Annotated in this window: 16 protein-coding genes; 9 read left to right on the plus strand and 7 right to left on the minus strand. The window is 70.6% G+C overall.

What is annotated here, in order from left to right; translation table 11 throughout:
- The first annotated feature begins 85 nt into the window (after positions 1 to 85).
- From ACIQV3_RS07080 to ACIQV3_RS07090, 3 genes are read left to right on the plus strand one after another with little or no spacing between them, the layout of a single operon-like run.
- Positions 86 to 1,918: a DUF4357 domain-containing protein gene (locus ACIQV3_RS07080; protein ID WP_403710538.1), complete on the plus strand. Its 1,833-nt coding sequence runs from the start codon at positions 86 to 88 to the stop codon at positions 1,916 to 1,918.
- The gene (locus tag ACIQV3_RS07085) at positions 1,915 to 3,126 is read left to right on the plus strand and encodes an McrC family protein (RefSeq protein WP_403710540.1); all 1,212 of its coding nucleotides are present in this window, start codon (positions 1,915 to 1,917) and stop codon (positions 3,124 to 3,126) included. Before ACIQV3_RS07080 ends, ACIQV3_RS07085 begins: the two co-directional genes overlap by 4 nt.
- A gap of 40 nt (positions 3,127 to 3,166) precedes the next feature.
- A complete protein-coding gene (locus tag ACIQV3_RS07090) occupies positions 3,167 to 5,308 on the plus strand; it encodes a UvrD-helicase domain-containing protein (RefSeq protein WP_403710542.1) in 2,142 nt (713 codons plus the stop codon).
- A 22-nt stretch (positions 5,309 to 5,330) separates the two neighbouring features.
- Here ACIQV3_RS07090 and ACIQV3_RS07095 read toward each other — a convergent pair whose 3' ends face one another.
- A complete protein-coding gene (locus tag ACIQV3_RS07095; protein ID WP_403710544.1) occupies positions 5,331 to 6,995 on the minus strand; it encodes an N-6 DNA methylase in 1,665 nt (554 codons plus the stop codon).
- Between the two features lie 785 nt (positions 6,996 to 7,780).
- Between ACIQV3_RS07095 and ACIQV3_RS07100 the strand changes: the two genes are divergently transcribed.
- Positions 7,781 to 8,107, plus strand: coding sequence for a hypothetical protein (locus tag ACIQV3_RS07100; protein ID WP_403710546.1), 327 nt, complete (start codon positions 7,781 to 7,783; stop codon positions 8,105 to 8,107).
- On the plus strand, positions 8,107 to 8,883 hold the full coding sequence (locus ACIQV3_RS07105; protein WP_403710548.1) for a nucleotidyl transferase AbiEii/AbiGii toxin family protein: 777 nt from the start codon (positions 8,107 to 8,109) through the stop codon (positions 8,881 to 8,883). The genes ACIQV3_RS07100 and ACIQV3_RS07105 overlap by 1 nt, the downstream gene beginning before the upstream one ends.
- A 315-nt stretch (positions 8,884 to 9,198) precedes the next feature.
- On the opposite strand, the gene ACIQV3_RS07110 is transcribed toward ACIQV3_RS07105, so the two are convergent.
- The 5 genes from ACIQV3_RS07110 to ACIQV3_RS07130 all read right to left on the minus strand — a co-directional run bounded on the left by ACIQV3_RS07110 (position 9,199) and on the right by ACIQV3_RS07130 (position 13,318).
- Positions 9,199 to 9,948, minus strand: coding sequence for a GAF domain-containing protein (locus tag ACIQV3_RS07110; RefSeq protein ID WP_403710550.1), 750 nt, complete (start codon positions 9,946 to 9,948; stop codon positions 9,199 to 9,201).
- Between the two features lie 5 nt (positions 9,949 to 9,953).
- The gene (locus ACIQV3_RS07115; protein ID WP_403710552.1) at positions 9,954 to 10,688 is read right to left on the minus strand and encodes a hypothetical protein; all 735 of its coding nucleotides are present in this window, start codon (positions 10,686 to 10,688) and stop codon (positions 9,954 to 9,956) included.
- 58 nt (positions 10,689 to 10,746) lie between these two features.
- Positions 10,747 to 11,130 (minus strand): STAS domain-containing protein, encoded by a 384-nt coding sequence (locus ACIQV3_RS07120; RefSeq protein ID WP_403710554.1) that lies wholly within the window; start codon positions 11,128 to 11,130, stop codon positions 10,747 to 10,749.
- A gap of 367 nt (positions 11,131 to 11,497) precedes the next feature.
- Positions 11,498 to 11,809 carry a carbohydrate-binding module family 14 protein gene (locus tag ACIQV3_RS07125; RefSeq protein WP_403710556.1) on the minus strand — a complete coding sequence of 104 codons (312 nt, stop codon included), beginning with the start codon at positions 11,807 to 11,809 and terminating at the stop codon, positions 11,498 to 11,500.
- Between the two features lie 141 nt (positions 11,810 to 11,950).
- Complete coding sequence (locus tag ACIQV3_RS07130; RefSeq protein ID WP_403710558.1) at positions 11,951 to 13,318, minus strand: mycothione reductase; 1,368 nt, start codon at positions 13,316 to 13,318, stop codon at positions 11,951 to 11,953.
- A gap of 628 nt (positions 13,319 to 13,946) precedes the next feature.
- Here ACIQV3_RS07130 and ACIQV3_RS07135 point away from each other — a divergent pair.
- Positions 13,947 to 14,822, plus strand: a complete 876-nt coding sequence (locus tag ACIQV3_RS07135) for an oxygenase MpaB family protein (protein WP_403710560.1) — start codon at positions 13,947 to 13,949, stop codon at positions 14,820 to 14,822.
- Between the two features lie 33 nt (positions 14,823 to 14,855).
- On the opposite strand, the gene ACIQV3_RS07140 is transcribed toward ACIQV3_RS07135, so the two are convergent.
- Entirely contained in the window at positions 14,856 to 15,764 is a 909-nt protein-coding gene (locus ACIQV3_RS07140) for a UbiA family prenyltransferase (protein WP_403710562.1), read from the minus strand.
- A gap of 79 nt (positions 15,765 to 15,843) precedes the next feature.
- Between ACIQV3_RS07140 and ACIQV3_RS07145 the strand changes: the two genes are divergently transcribed.
- From ACIQV3_RS07145 to ACIQV3_RS07155, 3 genes are read left to right on the plus strand one after another with little or no spacing between them, the layout of a single operon-like run.
- Positions 15,844 to 16,914 (plus strand): type III polyketide synthase, encoded by a 1,071-nt coding sequence (locus tag ACIQV3_RS07145; protein WP_403710564.1) that lies wholly within the window; start codon positions 15,844 to 15,846, stop codon positions 16,912 to 16,914.
- 7 nt (positions 16,915 to 16,921) lie between these two features.
- Positions 16,922 to 17,458: an isoprenylcysteine carboxyl methyltransferase family protein gene (locus ACIQV3_RS07150; protein WP_403710566.1), complete on the plus strand. Its 537-nt coding sequence runs from the start codon at positions 16,922 to 16,924 to the stop codon at positions 17,456 to 17,458.
- Positions 17,455 to 18,483, plus strand: coding sequence for an NAD(P)/FAD-dependent oxidoreductase (locus ACIQV3_RS07155; RefSeq protein ID WP_403710568.1), 1,029 nt, complete (start codon positions 17,455 to 17,457; stop codon positions 18,481 to 18,483). The genes ACIQV3_RS07150 and ACIQV3_RS07155 overlap by 4 nt, the downstream gene beginning before the upstream one ends.
- Positions 18,484 to 18,503: the final 20 nt, after the last annotated feature.

The raw sequence follows: 18,503 nt of genomic DNA on the forward strand, positions 1-18,503 counted from the left end.
CATGATCTCCACACGAGGGACTTCCTGTCAGTGGCTCCCCGTAGGCTGATCAAAAGACCTCACCACACGCGCCGGGGGACATTTCATGGCCGACAAGTATCCGGAATTCCGGCTGCGCTTGCCCAACGGCGGGCCTGTGGCCCTCGGGCGGCAGTTGGACGAGATGGGCACCAACGGCAGCCGCAAATTCAGCGTCGGCCCGGGACAGCCCGTCCGTCTCGGTGTCGTACCGTCGTTCGCCCGGCAGCTGCCTTCCGCACATCGTCTGCGCGAGGCGCTCATCGCCGACGGCCGGATCAAGCAGTCGCCCCGGTGGCCCGACCACTTGGAAACGGCCGGCGAGATCACTTTCAACTCCCCTTCCGAGGCGTCGGCCGTACTCACCGGCAGCAGTACGAACGGATGGCTGGCCTGGAAGACCGCGGAGGGCCGGCCGCTCGGCGACTACATGCAGGGTGCCTCGTGGGGCCCGAACCGCGCCTGGCTCGTCCGCGGATCGAACGTGACCGGACTCGACCTGGTGCAGCGGATGTGGCTGCCCGAGGGCCGGGTTTCCCTCTCGGGATCCCGACTCAGGCAGGGTCTGGAGCAGGGCATCAGCAAAGAGCAGGTGCGCACCATGGTCGAGGAGGACTACGAGTCCACGGCCACCTACAGCCAGAAACAGCAGCTGGTCGATGACGTACACGCCTTCCTGTCCCGGATGAAGGCGGGCGACACCGTCTGCACGATCTCGGGCGGCCGGCTGTACGTCGGGCAGATCACCGGCGACGTCGAGCAGACGGAGTCCGCGGACCGGCGGACCAACCTGCGCCGCCCGGCGGCCTGGCAGGAGACCGGGCATCCCTACGACGAGCTGCCCGAGGAGCTGCAGCAGAAGCTGTCCATCCAGCACGATGTCGTGGAGCTGACCGCCGTGCAGTCCGTCATCGACGGGCTCGGCCTCACGAACGAGGAACTGGCCGAGGAGGCCGAGGCCATAGAGCGGGATCCCAGCATGGAGATTCCGGCCATCGCCGTCCGGCGAGAGTTGGAACTGCCCGAACCGACGGACGAGCTGGCTGCCGAGCTCCTCGTCCACAAGACGGAATGGCTGCGCGAGGTTCGCGATCTCCTGTGGGACGAGCGCCAGTTGGTGCTGTACGGCCCGCCCGGCACGGGCAAGACGTATCTCGCCCTCCAGCTCGCGGAGTTCTTCGGCGGCGGGCCCGAGCAGGTGAAGCTGGTCCAGTTCCATCCCTCCTACGCCTACGAGGACTTCTTCGAGGGGTTCCGGCCGCAGGAGGACCCCGAGACCCGGGAGGTCGCCTTCCGGCTGACCGCCGGCCCGCTGCGCGAACTGGCCGACCTCGCCTCACGCGAAGGCAACCGGCACGTGCCGCACTTCCTGATCATCGACGAGATCAACCGCGCCAATCTCGCCAAGGTCTTTGGCGAGCTGTACTTCCTCCTCGAATACCGGAACAAGTCGGTCCGCCTGACCTACTCCGGCGACGACTTCGCACTGCCGCCGAACCTGTTCGTGATCGGCACCATGAACACGGCCGACCGGTCGATCGCGCTGGTGGACGCGGCGATGCGGCGCAGGTTCGCCTTCGTCGAGCTGTCCCCCCGGACCCAGCCGACCAGCGGGCTGCTGCGACGATGGCTCACCTCGCAGGGCAAGGACAGCGAGCCCGCGGCCCTGCTGGACGCACTGAACTCCCGTATCGAGGATCCCGACTTCAGGATCGGCCCCTCGTACCTGATGAAGAAGGGTGTTTACCGGGACGGCGGCCTGGAGCGGACCTGGCGGACGAAGATCCTTCCGCTGCTGGAGGAACACCACTACGGCGAGGGCATGGACATCGAGAAGCGGTACGGGATCGCGGCGCTGCGGGCTTCCCTTCCGGTTCCGCTACCGGAACCGTCGGCGTGAGCCGGACCATAGAGCTGGTCGAGCACGCCCCCGCGACCGGGCACGCCCTGCCGGACGACATGGGCCGGGCCCTCGCGGCCTCCCGGGTCGTGGAGGCCGCACCGGACCCGTACACCCCGGGACACTGGCTGCTGCGCGCCGGCAGCAAGGTGGGCGCGGTGGCCGTCACGGTGCCCGGAGGCGACTCGATCATTCTCCGTGTCACACCGAAGGTGGCCATCCCCCGGCTCTTCTTCCTGTTGGGCTACAGCCTCCATCCGGCGGGCAACTGGCGGGACGGGCAGGTCGAGGTGGCGGAGCACCGCGACCTGCTGCCGGCGCTGGCCCACGCGGTGGAGCGGCAGATCGACCGGGCACTGCGGCAGGGGCTGCTGCAGGGGTACCGGACAACCGAGGAGAGTTCGCTCGTCGTACGCGGCCGGATGCGCGAGGCCGAGCAGATACGGCGCCGCTTCGGTGCGGCGCTGCCCGTCGAAGTCGTGTACGACGAGTTCACCACCGACATCGCGGAGAACCGCATCCTGCGCGCGGCCGTGGAGCGGCTGCTGCGGCTGCCCGCCGTGCCGCACGAGGTACGCCGAAGGCTGCAACACCAGCGCCGCCGTCTCGCCGATGTCACCCCCCTCGTACGGGGCCACCTGGTGCCGGCCTGGTTCCCGAACCGGCTGAACTCCCGCTACCACCCGGCGCTCAGGCTGGCCCGGGTCGTGCTGGACGGCTCGTCCGCGGAGCACACCGCGGGATCCCTGCACGTGGACGGCTTCCTGTTCGACATGAACAGGCTGTTCGAGGACTTCGTGACGGTCGCGATGCGCGAGGCCCTGAAGGGCAGCGGGCTGACCGGACGCCTCCAGGACCCCCATCACCTCGATGAGGCCGCCGCGATCCGCATGCGTCCCGACTTCGTGGCCTACGGACCGGACGGCGTCCCCATGGCGGTCGCCGACGCCAAGTACAAGGCGCAGAAACGGGACGGCTATCCGGATGCGGATCTCTACCAGATGCTGGCCTATTGCACCGCGCTCGGACTGCCCGAGGGGCACCTCGTCTACGCCAAGGGCAATGCCCCGCATGCCGCCCACCGTGTCCGCCACGCCGGGACCGTCATCCACCAGCACGCTCTGGACCTCGACCAGGATCCCGCCGGCCTGCTCGCAGACGTGGCGGCGGTTACCCGACAGATGGGCGCCGTCCCCGTCGCCCTATGATCGATCTCGAAGTGTCCGTCCAGGGTGGGGAGTACACGTCGTGCCGCAGCTCGCGTTCGCCGGCAGTTTCTGGGAGAGCTTCGAGGTCCTGGAGAAGCCGGTCCGGGCCGGGGTACGCAAGGCGATGACGAAGTTCCAGCAACTGACGGTCGCGGAGCTCTACGCCGACAAGGGCCTCCACCTCGAATCCGTGGACAAGGCCCGTGACCGCCGGATGCGCACCATCCGCATCAACGACTTCTGGCGCGGTGTCGTCCTCGCGCCCGATGACGGCAGCGAGGTGTTCCTGCTCGTCAACGTGGTTCCGCACGACGACGCCTACACCTGGGCCGCCAAGCGGCTCTACACGACGAACACCGCGACCCGTGGCCTCGAGGTGCGCAACGTCGTCGCCATCGAGCAGCTGACGCCGGCGCTGGAGAAGGCCTCCGCCGACGCGCCTTCCCTGCTGTTCGCGCGGTACTCGGACACCGTCCTGCGTGCTCTGGGGATCGACGAGCAGGTATTGCGAGCCGTACGCACCATCACCGGCAAGCCACAGCTGGAGGCCTTCGGAACGCTGCTGCCGGAGGACCAGTTCGAGGCCCTGCAGTACCTGGCCGAAGGGTTCACCCCGGACGAGGTGTACCGGGACGTCGTCGCCGTGCGCCGCCCCTCGGACGCCGGCCCCGACCCGGACGAGTCCCTCGCCGTCGTCATCGCGAACACCACGAGCCGCATCACTCTGGTCACCGGCCCTGACGAACTGGCCGACGTCCTGGAGAAGCCGTTCGCGGCCTGGCGGGTGTTCCTGCACCCGTCGCAGCGCCGCCTCGCCTACCGGATGTCGTACAGCGGCCCGGTTCAGGTCACCGGCGGCCCGGGGACCGGCAAGACGGTGGTGGCGCTGCACCGCGTGAAACACCTGCTGTCCCGCTCGCCCGGCACCCGTGTCCTGCTGACCACCTACACCAACGCGTTGGCCGCCTCGCTGCGCGAAAGCCTGTCCCTGCTGCTGAACGGTGACGAGGCGCTGCTCGCCCGCGTCGACGTGACCACGGTCAACTCGTACGCCCACCGCGTCGTCGGCGACCTCGCCGGTACGGCGGCCTCCCCCCTCGGCGACCGGGAGGAGCTGGCGCTGTGGCAGCGGGCCGCCAAGAAGTGCGGCGTTCCCTGGACGGAGCAGTTCCTCTCGCAGGAGTACCGGCACGTGGTCCTGGCGCAGGGCATCCACGGCCTGGCCGACTATCTCGCCGCGTCTCGCAAGGGGCGCGGCCGCGCCCTGTCCACGGCCCAGCGGGAGCGACTGTGGCCCGCGATCGAACTGTTCGAATCGCTGCTGCGGGAATCGTCGAAGTCCACCCACCTCCAAGTGTGCGCGCGTGCCGCCCGCCTCCTGACGGAAGCCGGCCCCGGGTACGACCATGTCGTGGTCGACGAGGCACAGGACCTCCACCCAGCTCAGTGGCGGGTGCTGCGCGCCGCGGCCCGGGCGGGGAGCGACGACCTGTTCCTCACCGGCGACCCGCACCAGCGGATCTACGACTCGAAGGTCTCCCTCGGTTCGCTGGGAATCTCGGTGACCGGGCGCGCCAGCCGTCTGCGCATCAACTACCGCAGCACGGAGGAGATCCTGACCTGGTCGACGGGCATCCTGGCGCAGGTCCCGGTCGGCGATCTCGGCGGAGAGGGCACGGACAGCCTGACCGGCTACCACTCCCTGCTGCGCGGCCACAGGCCGAGTGTGCAGGGCCACCCGACTGAACAGGCCGAGGTTTCGGCTCTCGTCGATCAGGTGAAGGAGTGGATCGCGCAGGGCGTACGCCCCTCGGAGATCGGGGTCTGCACCCGCTTCAACATTCTCCTCGACAAGGCGTACGACAGACTGCTCTCGGCCGGAATCCCGGTGGTTCGGGTCCGGGGCAACCCGGACCCGAACGCCGACGGCGTGCGGTTGGCCACCATGCACTCCATGAAGGGCCTGGAGTTCCGGTGCGTGGCCGTCCTCGGGGTGACGGCAAGCGCCCTGCCCTTTGGCCGCGAGGTCACACCGGCCGAGGTGGACGCCCTCCAGCACGACTCCGACCTGCTGCGTGAGCGCTGCCTGCTGTTCGTCGCGTGCACCCGGGCACGCGAGGCCCTGCAGGTGTCCTGGAGCGGGCGGCCGAGTCCCTTCGTTCCCGAGACCTCCGACCGCTGAGCACTCACCTGGCGCAGCAGGATCAGGCCGCATCCTCCGGCGGCGGTGCGAGAGCACCGTTGCCGAGGCCGTCGCGGGCGAGGTCGGCCGCCAGCCGACTCAACTCCGCCACCGCCCGCAACCGCTCCTCGAACTCCTGAAGCGCTCTGAAGGCCTTTCCGTAGCGGTGCTGTTCCTCGATGTCCAGTTGTGGAATACGAGCCCCCCGGCCGTCCGCTCGGTACGTCCCGCTGGCGCTGGTGGAACGGCGGACGTTCACCGCACTGCGCAGAAACCCGCGCAGGTAGTCGGTGTCCAGCTGCTCGCTGGCCGATACCGGCTCTGCGTTCGTGTACTCGACGAGCCCTGCTCTGGCCAGCTCGGCCACGCTCACCATCGGCCCGTCCAGGGATCCGGCCCCCTGGCCGGGGGTGAGATCGGGCAGTAGCGTGCTCAGCAGGCCCATCTGAACCTCCAGTTGCTCGCGGAGCGCCGCGTACTCGGCCGAGTAGTCGCGGCGCGATGCCACGGTGTAGCGCCCCGGGGTGAGGTCGACGGTGTCGTCCAGCAACTCGATCAACGGCACATCGGCGACCTGAGCCGGTTCGGGTTCCAGGGACCCGTCCGTGCCGTTACCGGAGAGGTCGATCATCCGGACCGTGGAGGCCACGTCCTGGGGCGTGCGGGGGCGAGTGAGCTGCCACAGGTGGACGGGCAGGGCGTGCGAGGAGGCGACTCCGGCCGGCAGGGCCACGATCTGGGTGAGGAGGCCGCGCCGGATCAGTTCCGCCCGGATACGACGGCCCGCTTTTCGGTAGGCGACGGAGGCCGGCATGACCATGAGGACGCGCCCGCCGGGTCGCGTGTGCGCATAGGCGTGCTGCAGCCAGGCCAGTTCCCCTTCGGCCCTAGGCGGCGTGCCCATCTCCCACCGAGCATCGAGGAGCAGCATCTCGCGGCCCCAATCGGTGACGCCCACCGGGGGATCGCACACGACGAGGTCAGCCTTGAGCTTCGGCCATCGGTCGGCGCGCAACGAGTCACCGTCGACGGCAGTGACGTCCGTGCGGCCGTCCAGTTCGGCACGGAGCTGCGCCAGGGTCGCGCTGTGGGGATCAATGTCCTGACCGATCCGTGGCAGCCCCTGGGAGGGCCCTACGGCAAGCAGCAGAGTGCCGATGCCGCAAGCAGGGTCGAACACCGTGGAACCCGTCTCGAGAGGCCCGGCGAAGTGGCATACGGCTCGAATGATCCGCTCCGAGGTGACCTGATCCGAACCGGATCGGCGTGTGGAGTCGACGAAACGGCCCACAAGGCCGGCCATCACCTCGCTTGCAGAGTCCGCGGCGACGAGGGGATCCACCAGCTGTACGATCTCGCGCGCGAGCAAACCCGACGACTTGCCACCCGCGACATGGCGCGCGATGTCCGCGAGGCCCGTGACCATCTCTTCCCCGTAGGCGGACCGAAGGGCCTGCCAGAGCCTGACCTCACCTGTGACGCCCTGCCCCTTGTGCTGCTTTTCCAGCCACGCCTGCACTTCTACGAGTGCATACAAGGGGCTGCCTCTCCCCCCGCCGACCGGCCGGGGAAAGTCCTCGTAACGCCGTCGCCAGTTGGACACGGCAGCCCGCGTGACGCCCGCCAGGCTGGCGATTTCAGACCCTGATACCAAAGATGCTGATGGTGCGGTGCCCCTGTCTGCCATAGGGCCACGGTACCGCCGCTACACAGCCACAGGGGACATGACTGCGTTGACGTCGTACACATCGCCGACCATCGTGTGCATCGACGCGGCCTGGCCGTGAGCACACACGGGAAGAGCACCAACAGCACGAAGGGCTGGGTGCCTCTGGAGGCACCCAGGGCACTCAGTCCTCCGAGCGGCTGGGCGGGAAACAGTCGGGCTACCCATCAAACCCGAGAACCTCAGGTCAGGCGTCCTTCGCCACCCGCTCCAGGATCGCCACGCACTCCACGTGGTGCGTCATCGGGATAAGATCCATCAAAAACATGTGAAAGAAAAGCGCAGGTCAGCGGCCTGTGCGGCGCAAATTGGACAGGCTGACGGTGTGCGTTACGTGCAGAGTGGGCGGTATGTGCAGCATGCTGACGCTGCTTACCTGCCTCGGGTCCGGGTGGACAGGGGCCCCATGCCGCCCAGGAGCCGGTCAGGCGCGAAGGGGCACCGCGGGCTCCGCCGGGCGGTCCGGATAACACCACGCCTAGGGCTGAGGGTCCTACGCCCGCCCCGGCGCTCACGCCGAGACAGCACACCCGTCTCTCCGCGTGGAGCAGCCCCGCCGATCCGGCAAGGGCCGGGATCTGGTCCGCCGGCAATTCCGGGAGGCGACTACTCCCAGTCCCGGCCAGGTCAGATGCCTGGAGCGCCGATGCGAGCGCGCCGCGCGCCCTGCGCGACCGACTCCCGGGAGCGCCGCCACTGCAGGTACTGCGTACCGCGGGGCCCCGGTCTCGGGCATGCTGGTAGGCATGAGCAGCAGGTACGCACAGCTCCGGCCGTACACCCTGCCGGACTCGCTCGGGGAGCTGAGCGGGCCGGCGGACGGCCTTGTGGTCCTGCCCCGGCACCTGGACTGGGGCCCGCATTACGAATACGACCTGTCCGACGACGCCGACGTGCTACTGATGTACGAGCGGGTGATCCGTGAGGCGCAGACGCCGGGGGACCTGCACGCACACCTCGACATCGCTGTACTGCGTACCCACTGGCGGGCGCTATTCCTGCCCGGCCCGGCGAGAGCCGCCTGGGAGGCTCGCTTCCCTGAGCTCGCCAGCACGTCGGCGGCGGCCGCGTAGTGGAGGATCTGTACCACCGGCTGATCCGTATCGGCCTGGACGCGCTCGCCGAGGATTTCGGCTACCGGCTAGCCGGCGGGTACGCCGTCCAGGCCCATCGCCTGGTCAGCCGTGTCAGCGACGACGTCGACCTGTTCACCCCGATCGGGCGGGCCGAAGGCGAGCTGCCGCAGGCGATCGCCCGCCTCGTCGAGGCGTACCAGGCGGCCGGGTACGTGGTCCAGGTGACCCAGCAGGCGCAGGTATACGCCCGTCTGCACGTCACCGACCCCGCCTCCGGCGCCCAGTCCAAGGTCGAACTGGTAGGCGACCTTCTGCACCATCCGCCCGTCGAGTCGGACCTCGGCCCGGTCCTCCACCTCGACGACCTGGCCGCCGCCAAGACCGGCGCCCTGTTCGGCCGCGCCGAGGTCCGGGACGCCATCGACGTCAAGGCACTCCTCGACGCCGGGTACACCCGCGCCCGGCTTCTCGAACTCGCCGCGCAGAACGAGGCCGAGCCCAACCTCGACGAGTACGTCTCAGCCCTCGCCCGTGTCGGGAACCACACCGACAGGCAGTTCGCCGCCTACGGCCTCGACTCCAAGGCTGCGCATGCCATCCGCGAGGAATTCACCGACTGGCACCGCGAACTCATCCGCCTCACGCATGCCGAAGCCAGCAGCACCAACCCGGCCCAGGCCGAGTCGCCAGTGGAACAGCCGGGGAAATCGATCAGCGGCCCGCTGCCTCCCTCACCGCCTCCCCCAGGCCCGGGGTCCGGCAGGCTGCGCTAGGTGTTCTACCCACGGAGGTCAGGAGGTGTGACCGACGACGGCTGGGCGTTGCGACGGCTACCGCAGTTCGGCGCCGCATCCCGTACGCGAATCGGTCAATCATCAGATCCCTCCCACGCGCCCCGCCCGGGGCGCCCTCTTCCCTCTATTGTCCGTGCGGTCCGCGCAGACGGCACCGTGGTGATCACCGGCGCGAGGGGAACCTAGCGAGCTGACGAGACACCGTCAGAACCCTTGTTCCAAAAGGCTGTTCGACTGGCTCGATCTCGCGAGGCCCTGCGCGACTTGTGAGATCCAGCCCCGCAGGATGGCGTGTCAGCCCTGGGGCCGGGATCGGTCCGGGTGGGGGATCAGGGTGGTCTCGAAGGTGCCGTCGGCGATCTGGCGGGCCAGTTGCGCCAGCTGGAGGTGATGGGCGCGTGCGTAGGAGCGGAACGCGGCGAACGCCTCGTCGACGGTGACCTGCCAGCGTTCCGCCAGGATGCCCTTGACCTGTTCCAGCACGATGCGGCTGGTCAGGGCGTGCTGGAGTTGGACGCGCTCGACCTCGCTGTGGGCGACGGTGCGCTGCTGCAGGATGGCGATGGTCGCCACGTCCGCCAGTGCTTGGGCGAGGGCGATGTCCTGGGCGCTGAGCGGGTCGGGGTCGGTCTGGAACAGGCCCATCACTCCGATGACCCGGCCGCGCAGCCGGAGCGGGATCGCGTTGGCGGTTACGAACCCGGTCTCGGCGGCGCGTGGGGCGAACTGCGGCCAGCCCGATGTCGTCTGGGGGTCGGTCAGGTTGATGTTGGTGCGTGGCTCGCCGCTCTTGTAGCAGTCCACGCAGGGGCCCTGGTCGTGCTGGGTGGCGAAGAGTTCCAGCAGCCGGGTGTGTTCGTCGGAGGCTGCCATGGTCTGCAGGACCTCGTGCTGGTCGGCCAGCATGATGCCGACGGCGGCCACGTCCAGCAGTTCCATGCAGCGCACGGAGAGCTGCTGGAGGAAGTCGATGAGGTCGAAGTCGTCGGTCAGGGAGTCTGCGACTTCCACGAAGACCTGGGTCACGCGTTGTTCTCGGGTCACGGTGATCAGTCCTTGTCTACGGCGGTCGGGGGCGTGCCGTTGCCAGTGCCGTTGTGGTCCAGGCGAAGCCGCCGATCCACCACGTCCTTGGAGATGTCGGTGATGGAACGTCCGCTGCTGTAAGCATGCGCGCGCAGTCGTAGGAGAGCTTGGGGCAGGGGCAGGGCGAGTTGGACGCTGAGCATGCCGGTGGCCTGGTGGACCACCGCGTGCTGCAAGGCGTGCGGAGAGTCCACCGGCGCGGGGGTGCCCAGAGGTGATTCACCGCCCAGGCAACGGGCGGTCAGGGCAGCGGCCAGCGTGAGCGCATCGTCGGTCTGCTGGCCGGTCAGTGGACCCGGCGTTCGGCGCACCGCCGTCAGGACGCCGACGCGGATCGCGCCGATGCCCATCGGGAAGCAGAACACCGCGCGGGCGTCCAGGTCGGGGGCCTCCATGGACAGTGCCGGCCAGCGGGCGTGTCTGACCCGGGCCAGATCGGGTACCCACACCATCGCGCCGGTACGGACCGCCTCTGGTCCCGGCCCCTCGCCGAGGGTCAGTTGCAGGTCCTCGAAGCGGCGCGTGGTGAGGTCCGAGCACCACATGAGCTCGGTCAGGCCGGCTGCGGCGACCAGGGAGACCGCGAGACCGTCCACGCCCAGGGCCCGGGCGCCGGCCAGGGTGGCGTCGCCGACTCCCTCGGACCGGTCGTCGAGTTGCAGCGTGCGCAGGACCGAGGCCATGCGGTCACTGATCATCCGTCATCACCGCTCGCCCTGCGACAGAGCCGGGCGGGCCCGCTGTGGCCGGTCCTGGTCATGAGGCCAGCAGCCTGGGGCACACCACAGCCGGGACCCAGGCGCCGACTTCGGGCGCGCGGGGTAGCCGGTGGAGAAGGAAACCGGTGCCGGTCAGTGCCAGGAGCCGGATCAGCATCGGGCGCGGGTGATGCAGGCACAGCGACCCCTTGGCCGTAGCGGTGCACGCGGCGACGGCCAGGAAGGCGTTGAGGCCGCTGACATCGCAGAAAGCAAGCGCGCTCACATCGATGTCGATGGTCCGTACCCCCTCGCGCAGGCAGTCATCGACCATCGCCCGCAGCTGGCCCACGGTATCCAGATCAAGCTCACCCGCAAGGGTGATCGTCGTTCCGTCGCCTCGGTCGTGCCGGTGGAGGTTCAAGCTCTGCAGAACAGGCATAGCGCCTCGGTTCTTGGGACCACATGGTGCGGCGCCGGGCGGGCCGGTCTTCTCGGCCCCGTCTTACGCGCTTCTCCTGTGGTCGGATGCCCGGACAGGTCAGGCGGGCGATCGGCTTGGCGACCTGGACTCCAGGACCACCAACTCGACACGTTTCGCCTCAAAAAGACAGCGCCTGAGGTGAACCGGGGGACCCTCTGTACCCCGCAGGCACCTGCACGACAAGCGCGCTATCCACGTCAGGGACCGGGACGTCCATCGCAGCATAGCCCCCGCTCCTGCCCCGGGATATCCCGCAAGTCACCAGGCGGCGTCCGCCTCTCACATCGGCCGCATGAACAACGCAAGGCGAGCACCACTCACCTGGTCAGACAGACCGCCTGGGTTCGACAGCGGCCGGCCGCTCCTCGCACTCCAGAGGATCGACACAGGCGTGCTCCGGATAGTCGCAGGCGTCAAGCCGGGGGTTCCCGTGCAAGCCCGGAGGGCGGTCGAAGCGGTAGGCGGTGCCGTCAAAACACTCCCAGAACTTGGTGTAGTCCGGGTCCGGGTAGAACTGCCTGCCCTCCTGCGGGCACGGCCCGACGACGGGTACGGAATCGTCCGCGGCGGCCGAAGCGACGCCGGGACCGGCGAGCGCCAGGGCGAGGATGGAGAGCATGAGAGTGATCTTCTTCATGACCCGATCAACGCAGAGACCAGGGCCGGGTGCGGGCCCATGCCCGGGACTGGCCGTCCAGCGCCCAGACCGCCGACGGCGCGTCGACTCGTGCTCGTGTCACGCGGAACGTCGGCCAATCCGGCCTCCCCCGGCCCGTTGTCACAGGTCGAGGTCGAGGAGGGCCTTCTCGACGATTTCTGTGAGCGCCGGGTGGATCCAGTACGGGGACCTGGCGAGGGTGGGCGCGTCGATGCCCAGGGTCATCGCCAGGACGAGGGGCTGGATGAGGGTGGCGGCCTGCGGTCCAATGAGGTGTGCGCCGAGCAGGCGGCCGGTGCCGCGTTCGGCGAGCACCTTGCAGAAGCCGGTGGTGTCCTCCATCGCCCAGCCGTAGGCGATGTCCGCGTACCGGGCCTCGCCCACCAGCGGGTCCAGGCCCCGGTCGCGGCAGTCCTGCTCGGTGGCGCCGACCGAGGCGATCTGGGGGCGGGTGAAGACGGCCGCGGGGACCAGGTCGTGGTCGGCCGCGATCAGATCGTCCGGGTGGCGGAGGTTGTGGGCGATGACCTGCGCCTCGCGGTTGGCCACGTGCTTGAGCGGTACCGGTGTGCAGATGTCGCCGAGCGCGAAGACGCCCTCCACCGTGGTGCGTTGGTACGCGTCGACGACGATGCGATCGTCGTCGTGGGTGGCGACGCCCGCGGCGTCGAGGTTGAGCCGGTCGCTGTTGGGCACCCGGCCCGTGGCGACCAGCAGCATGTCCGCCTCGACCGTCGAAGCGTCGTCGAGGGTCAGCCGCAGGGCTCCCGGACGGCCCCCGACGGCGGTGACCTCCCGGCCGAGTCTGAGGTCGTAGCGGGAACGGGCCAGCTCGGTGAACCGCTCGGCGACCGTCTCGTCCTGGGGGCCGAGCAGCCGTTCCTCCTTCTCCACGATGACCACGGAGCTGCCGGCCGCCGCGAACACCTCCGCGAGCTCGGCCGCGATGTAGCCGCCGCCGAGGACGGCCAACCGGCGGGGCGCCGTGTCGATCCGCATGACGGTGTCGGACGTCTCGTACGGCAGTCCCGACTCCGCGACGGGCGGGGGCACCGAGGGGCGGCCGCCGGCTGCGATGACGATCTGCCGGGCGCTGATGTCGACGGCACCGTCCGCGAGGTCGATCCGCAGCTCCCGCGGGCCCGTGAAACGCGCCCTTCCCTCGTACACAGTGACGAAGTCGGACTCCTGACGGCCCCGGCGGCCCTCCTCGCGGTCGGCGTCCAGGCGCCCGAACACCCGGTCCCGCATCGCCCGCCAGCGCACGCCGAGTAGCTGCGCGTCCACGTCGTACGTGCCGGATTCGCTGACCGTCCGGGCCACGTGCGCGGTGTAGGCAAGCATCTTGCTCGGGATGCAGCCCGCGTTGAGACAGGTTCCGCCGAACCACCTCTCTTCGACGATGGCCACGTCGAGGTCGGCGAACGAATCGTCGATGACGGTGTTGCCGGATCCCGCACCGATGACGACAAGATCGTGCTGACGCATCGCGCCAGGCTACGAGGCCGGGTCCGGCCGGGGGCGTCAGGCGCGCCACCCAACCGGCACGTGTCTGTTTTGGAGACTCGAGCGGTGAAACCGGCTTCGGAGTTGACCCACCCGTCCGAGAACGAGCACGTCACGCGCTGCATACCGGCCCATATCCACCAGATTTGAGCCGGCTCGATGCTCCGTACACCTCTCCATTTCGGTCACGCGTGGGGCGGATGGCCTTCAGGGCCGGGGCCCTTCCAGCGGGTCGGCCGGCCCGGTTCCGACGTCGCGGCCGGCCGATCGAGCCGGCTGTGATGGTGGCGGGTGCTGCGGACCCGCAGGCGCGGCGGGTGGTTTACCGGATCCTGGCGGGCACCCCAGCCCCGTCATCACCCATCTGCTGGCCCTGACGGGAGGCTCGGCTTCGTCGACGGGCAGGTCGAGTGAGACCTGAAGCGCTTCAAGTACTTCATCGAAGACCGCGGCTCCGCTACCTGAGAATGGCGAGGACAGGTCTGACCCGGCTCTTGGAGCCCCCGCAGGGCGCTCCCGACGAGGCATGGGTCTGGCGGCCGTCGCGCAGGACGCCTCTCGGCGCCCCGGCCGAAGCATTGAGCCGAGCTCCCGCGGGTAGGACACCACCATGGACATGCCCGCGACCGGAGGCCTCAGCCTGCGGGAGCGGCTCGGCTCGACGCTGTTCAGCCGGGTGGCCGGACCGTCGGGCCCTGCCAACCGCGCCCGGATCCACAGCACGCCCGGACCTCGCTGGTTCGGTCCCGAGCGGCCCATCCGTACGGTGCACGGCGATGCCTCGATGTTCGTCGGGGGCCTGAGCGCACTCCTGCTCCAGTCCCTGCACCCGCTCGCCATGGCCGCCGTCGCGGCGCACTCCGGGTTCCGTGGCGACCCGTGGGGCAGGCTTCAACGCACCAGCACCTTCCTGGCCGTCACCACCTACGGCACCGCACAGGACGCGCAGGACGCCGTCGACCGGGTTCGGGCCGTCCACGAACGGATACGGGGCACCACCGCGGCGGGCGAGCCGTACCGCGCGGCCGATCCCCACCTGCTGGGCTGGGTGCACGCGGCCGAGGTCGACAGCTTCCTGCGGGCGCACCAGCGCTTCGGCTCGCACCCGTTGGACGCGGCGGGCTGCGACGCCTACGTCACGGACACCGCGCTGGTGGCAATGGCCCTCGGTGTCGTGGACCCGCCCCGTGACCGGGGCGCACTGACAGACCTGCTGAAGGAGTACCGGCCGGAGCTGCGGGCCACGCCCGAGGCCCTCGACGCGGCCCGCTTCATCCTCTGCCACCCGCCGCTGCCCTGGCCCGCACGCGCCCCGTACGCGCTGCTGGCCGCGAACGCGATCGACCTGCTGCCCCGGTGGGCCCCCGCCCTTCTCGGCCTGCGCCCCGCGACGGGCCCGAGGGGGACCTGCGTACGCCTGTCCGGGCACGCCCTGACACGCACGATCCGGTGGGCGATGGCCCCGCCGCCCCGGCCGCTGCGCTGAGCTGGTTCCCGGGCGTCCGCCCAGAGATCGGACTCACCCGACGGGCAGGGCGTGCCCGGCCAGGACCAGGAGTACGGCGTCGGCTCCGGCCAGGGCCAGGATGATCAGGAAGGGCGCCCGGCCGCGTGCGAGGACGGGCGGTGCAGCCAGTGCGGCCAGGCACAGGGCCAGTGTCACGCCCAGCAGCAGCCGGCCGGCGAGGGGCGCCGGGCCCGGCGGAGCGAGGGTCACCACCGCGCAAGAGGCGAAGGCGAGGCCGGCGGCCAGCGCGATGGATGCGCGTCGCCCCAGTCTCTGCGGGAGTCCCAGCACACCGCCCGCGATGTCCTCGTCGATGTCGGGCAGGGTGTTGGCGAAGTGGGCACTGGTCCCCAGCAGGGCCGCTGCGGCAGTGAGCCACAGCGGGGGCCATCCGGCTGACGGCGAGGCCAGGGTCAGGAAGGCGGGGAGCAGTCCGAAGGCGACGGTGTACGGCAGCCAGGAGGCGAGGGTGTGCTTCAGCCACCAGTTGTAGGACCATGCCGCGGCGACGCAGCCGAGGTGGACCCAGCCGGCCCGGGCGCCGCAGGCCAGCGACAGCGGAACGCAGGCGAGCAGGGCCGTGCACGAGGCCGCGGCCACCACTCCCGGCCGTACCTCCCCCGTGGCGAGCGGCTTGTCGTGGCGGCCGGCCGCTACGTCGCGCCGCATGTCCAGCCGGTCGTTGCTCCAGCCGATCGAAAGCTGGCCCGCGGCGACCGCGGCCGCCGCTGTGGCCGCGGCCGCCGGTCCGAGCCCGACGGCGGCGGCCAGCAGGGCCGCGAGGAGGGTGACGGCGGCAGCGGGCACGGGGTGACTGGCCTTCAGAAGCCCCGGGAAGCCCCCCTGCGCGGGTCGCCGGGCCGTCGTCGACCCTGCGTGCGCGGTGGGCGCGGTGGTTCCTTCGTCGGTGGTGGCGGGCACCGCACCACGCTATGGGTCCGGCGCGCCCGTGGCGGCCGTGTTCAGCGTGCCGCCGCTCCGCTGTCCCTATGTTGGACCAATGACACGGGTCCTCGCGGTGAGCACGGCGTTCCCGCCACATCGCTACACGCAGCAGGAGATCACCGACGTCCTCGCTTCCTGTCTGCCGTCCGGGGCCGACGGCGCGCTCCTGCGACGGCTGCACGGGGCGGCCCAGGTGGAGACGCGTCACCTCGCCCTCCCCCTGGACCGGTACCGGGAGCTCGGCGGCTTCGGCCACACCAACCGTCTGTTCGTGGAACTCGCCGTCGCCCTGGGTGCCGAAGCGGTCGACCGGGCACTCGAGGAGGCGGGGGTGCGTGCCGAGGAGATCGACCTGGTCGTCTCGACGACCGTGACCGGGATCGCGGTGCCTTCCCTGGAGGCACGGCTGGCCGCGCAGGTCGGCCTGCGGCCCGACGTCAAGCGGGTACCGATGTTCGGGCTCGGCTGCTCCGCCGGTGCGGCGGGGCTGGCCCGGGTCCACGACTTCCTCGCCGGCCGGCCGGGCTGTACGGCGCTCCTGCTGTCCACCGAACTGTGCTCGCTCACCCTGCAGCCGACGGACACCTCGATGGCGAACCTGGTGGCGGGAAGCCTGTTCGGGGACGGGGCCGCCGCGCTGGTGGCGGTCGGTGACGACCACACTTCCGCGACAGCGCACGGGGCCGGCTCCTCCGGACCTGTGGTCGCGGCCACGCGCAGCCACCTGTACCCGGGGACCGGGCACCTGCTGGGCTGGGACGTCGGCGACTGGGGTTTCCGCATGGTTCTCGGCCGAGAGGTCCCCGAGCTCGTCAGGCTGCACGTGGCGGAGGAGATCGAGTCCTTCCTCGCCGCTCACGACCTCAAGCCCCGGGACGTCACGGCGTGGATCTGCCATCCTGGCGGCCCGAAGATCCTGGACGCGCTCGCCGACGAGCTCGGCCTGCCGGACTCCGCCCTGGCCCCCTCCCGCCGAGCGCTGGCCGCCACGGGAAACCTGTCCTCCGCCTCGGTGCTGCAGATCCTGCGCGACACGCGCGCCGCGGCGCCGCCGCCGGGGTCGACCGGCCTGATGCTCGCTTTCGGGCCGGGCTTCTCCTCCGAACTCGTACTGCTGGCCTGGTGATCGCGCCATGACGCCGTACACCGTGCTGATCTTGCTGGTCATCGCCGAACGGTTCGCGGAACTCTCCGTAGCGCGCCGCAACGCTGCCTGGAGCCGGTCCAGGGGCGGCCTCGAGTACGGGGCGGGGCACTACCCGGTGATGGTCGCCCTGCATGCGGCCCTGCTGCTCGGCTGCCTCGTGGAGCCCTGGGCGGCCGACCGGCCCTTCCTGCCCCTGCTCGGCTGGCCCGCGCTGGTCCTGGTACTGGCGGCTCAGGGGCTGCGGTGGTGGTGCATCAGCGCCCTCGGCCCCCGCTGGAACACCCGCGTACTGATCGTCCCCGGCCTTGCACTGATCACCCGCGGCCCCTACCGGTACCTGCGTCACCCCAACTACCTGGCCGTCGTCGTCGAAGGCGTGGCACTTCCCCTGGTGCACACCGCCTGGATGACGGCCCTGGGCTTCACGCTGCTCAACGCCGCCCTGCTGACCGTACGCATCCGCTGCGAGGACGACGCACTGGCTCCCGCACGCCCGCTCCCCGTCCCGGGCGCGGCCCCGTGATCGACCTCCTCGTCGTCGGCGGCGGCCCGGCGGGCCTGGCCACCGCGATCCACGGAGCGCTCGCCGGGTTCGACGTCGTGGTCGCCGAACCGCGCCCCGCGCCCGTTGACAAGGCCTGCGGAGAGGGTCTGATGCCCGGCGCGGTGCGCGCCTTGGACGCCCTGGGCGTGGAGGTGTCGGGCTGGCCCCTGCGCGGGATCCGCTACGTGGACGCCGCCGGCGAACGGCGCGCCGAAGCCGCGTTCCGGGCGGGCCACGGCCTCGGGGCGCGCCGCACCCTGCTCCACCAGGCGCTCGCCGCCCGCGCCGTCCAGCTCGGCATCCCCGTCCTCCCCCGCCGCATTCGCAACGTGAGCCAGCACGACGACTACGTCACGGCCGACGGGATGGCCGCCCGCTATCTCGTGGCAGCGGACGGACTTCACTCACCGACCCGGCGGGCGCTCGGCCTGGACGAACGGCCGACCGCCGGGCGGCATCCGCCGCGGTACGGACTGCGGCGCCACTACGACGTCGAGCCGTGGAGCGACCTGGTGGAGGTGCACTGGTCCGCCGGCTGCGAGGCGTACGTCACTCCGCTGGGCCCGCGCCAGGTCGGCATCGCCGTCCTGACCTGCGAACGGCTCCCGTACGACTTCCAGCTGGCCCGATTCCCGCTGTTGGTGTCCCGGCTCGGTACCGCAGGCCGGACGGCGGTCCGGGGCGCGGGTCCGCTCCGCCAGCAGGCCCGCTGCCGGGTGGCCGGGCGGGTGCTGTTCGTGGGCGACGCCGCCGGGTACGTCGACGCGCTGACGGGCGAGGGCCTCGCCCTCGCCCTGACGGCCGCCGCCGAACTGGTGCGCTGCCTGCGCGAAGGTCGGCCGCAGGCCTACGAACGCGCGTGGCGCCGGCTGTCCCGCAACTACCGGCTGCTGACGAGGTCCCTGCTGTGGGCCCGGAACCAGCCCCGGCTGGCGCCTCTGATCACCCCCGCTGCGGCCCGTTTTCCCGTCCTGTTCCAGCACGCCGTGAACCTGCTGGCGTGACCGGGGTCAGCCATCGGTGA

The sequence above is a fragment of the Streptomyces sp. NPDC099050 genome (genome assembly GCF_044759865.1).
GTDB lineage: Bacteria > Actinomycetota > Actinomycetes > Streptomycetales > Streptomycetaceae > Streptomyces.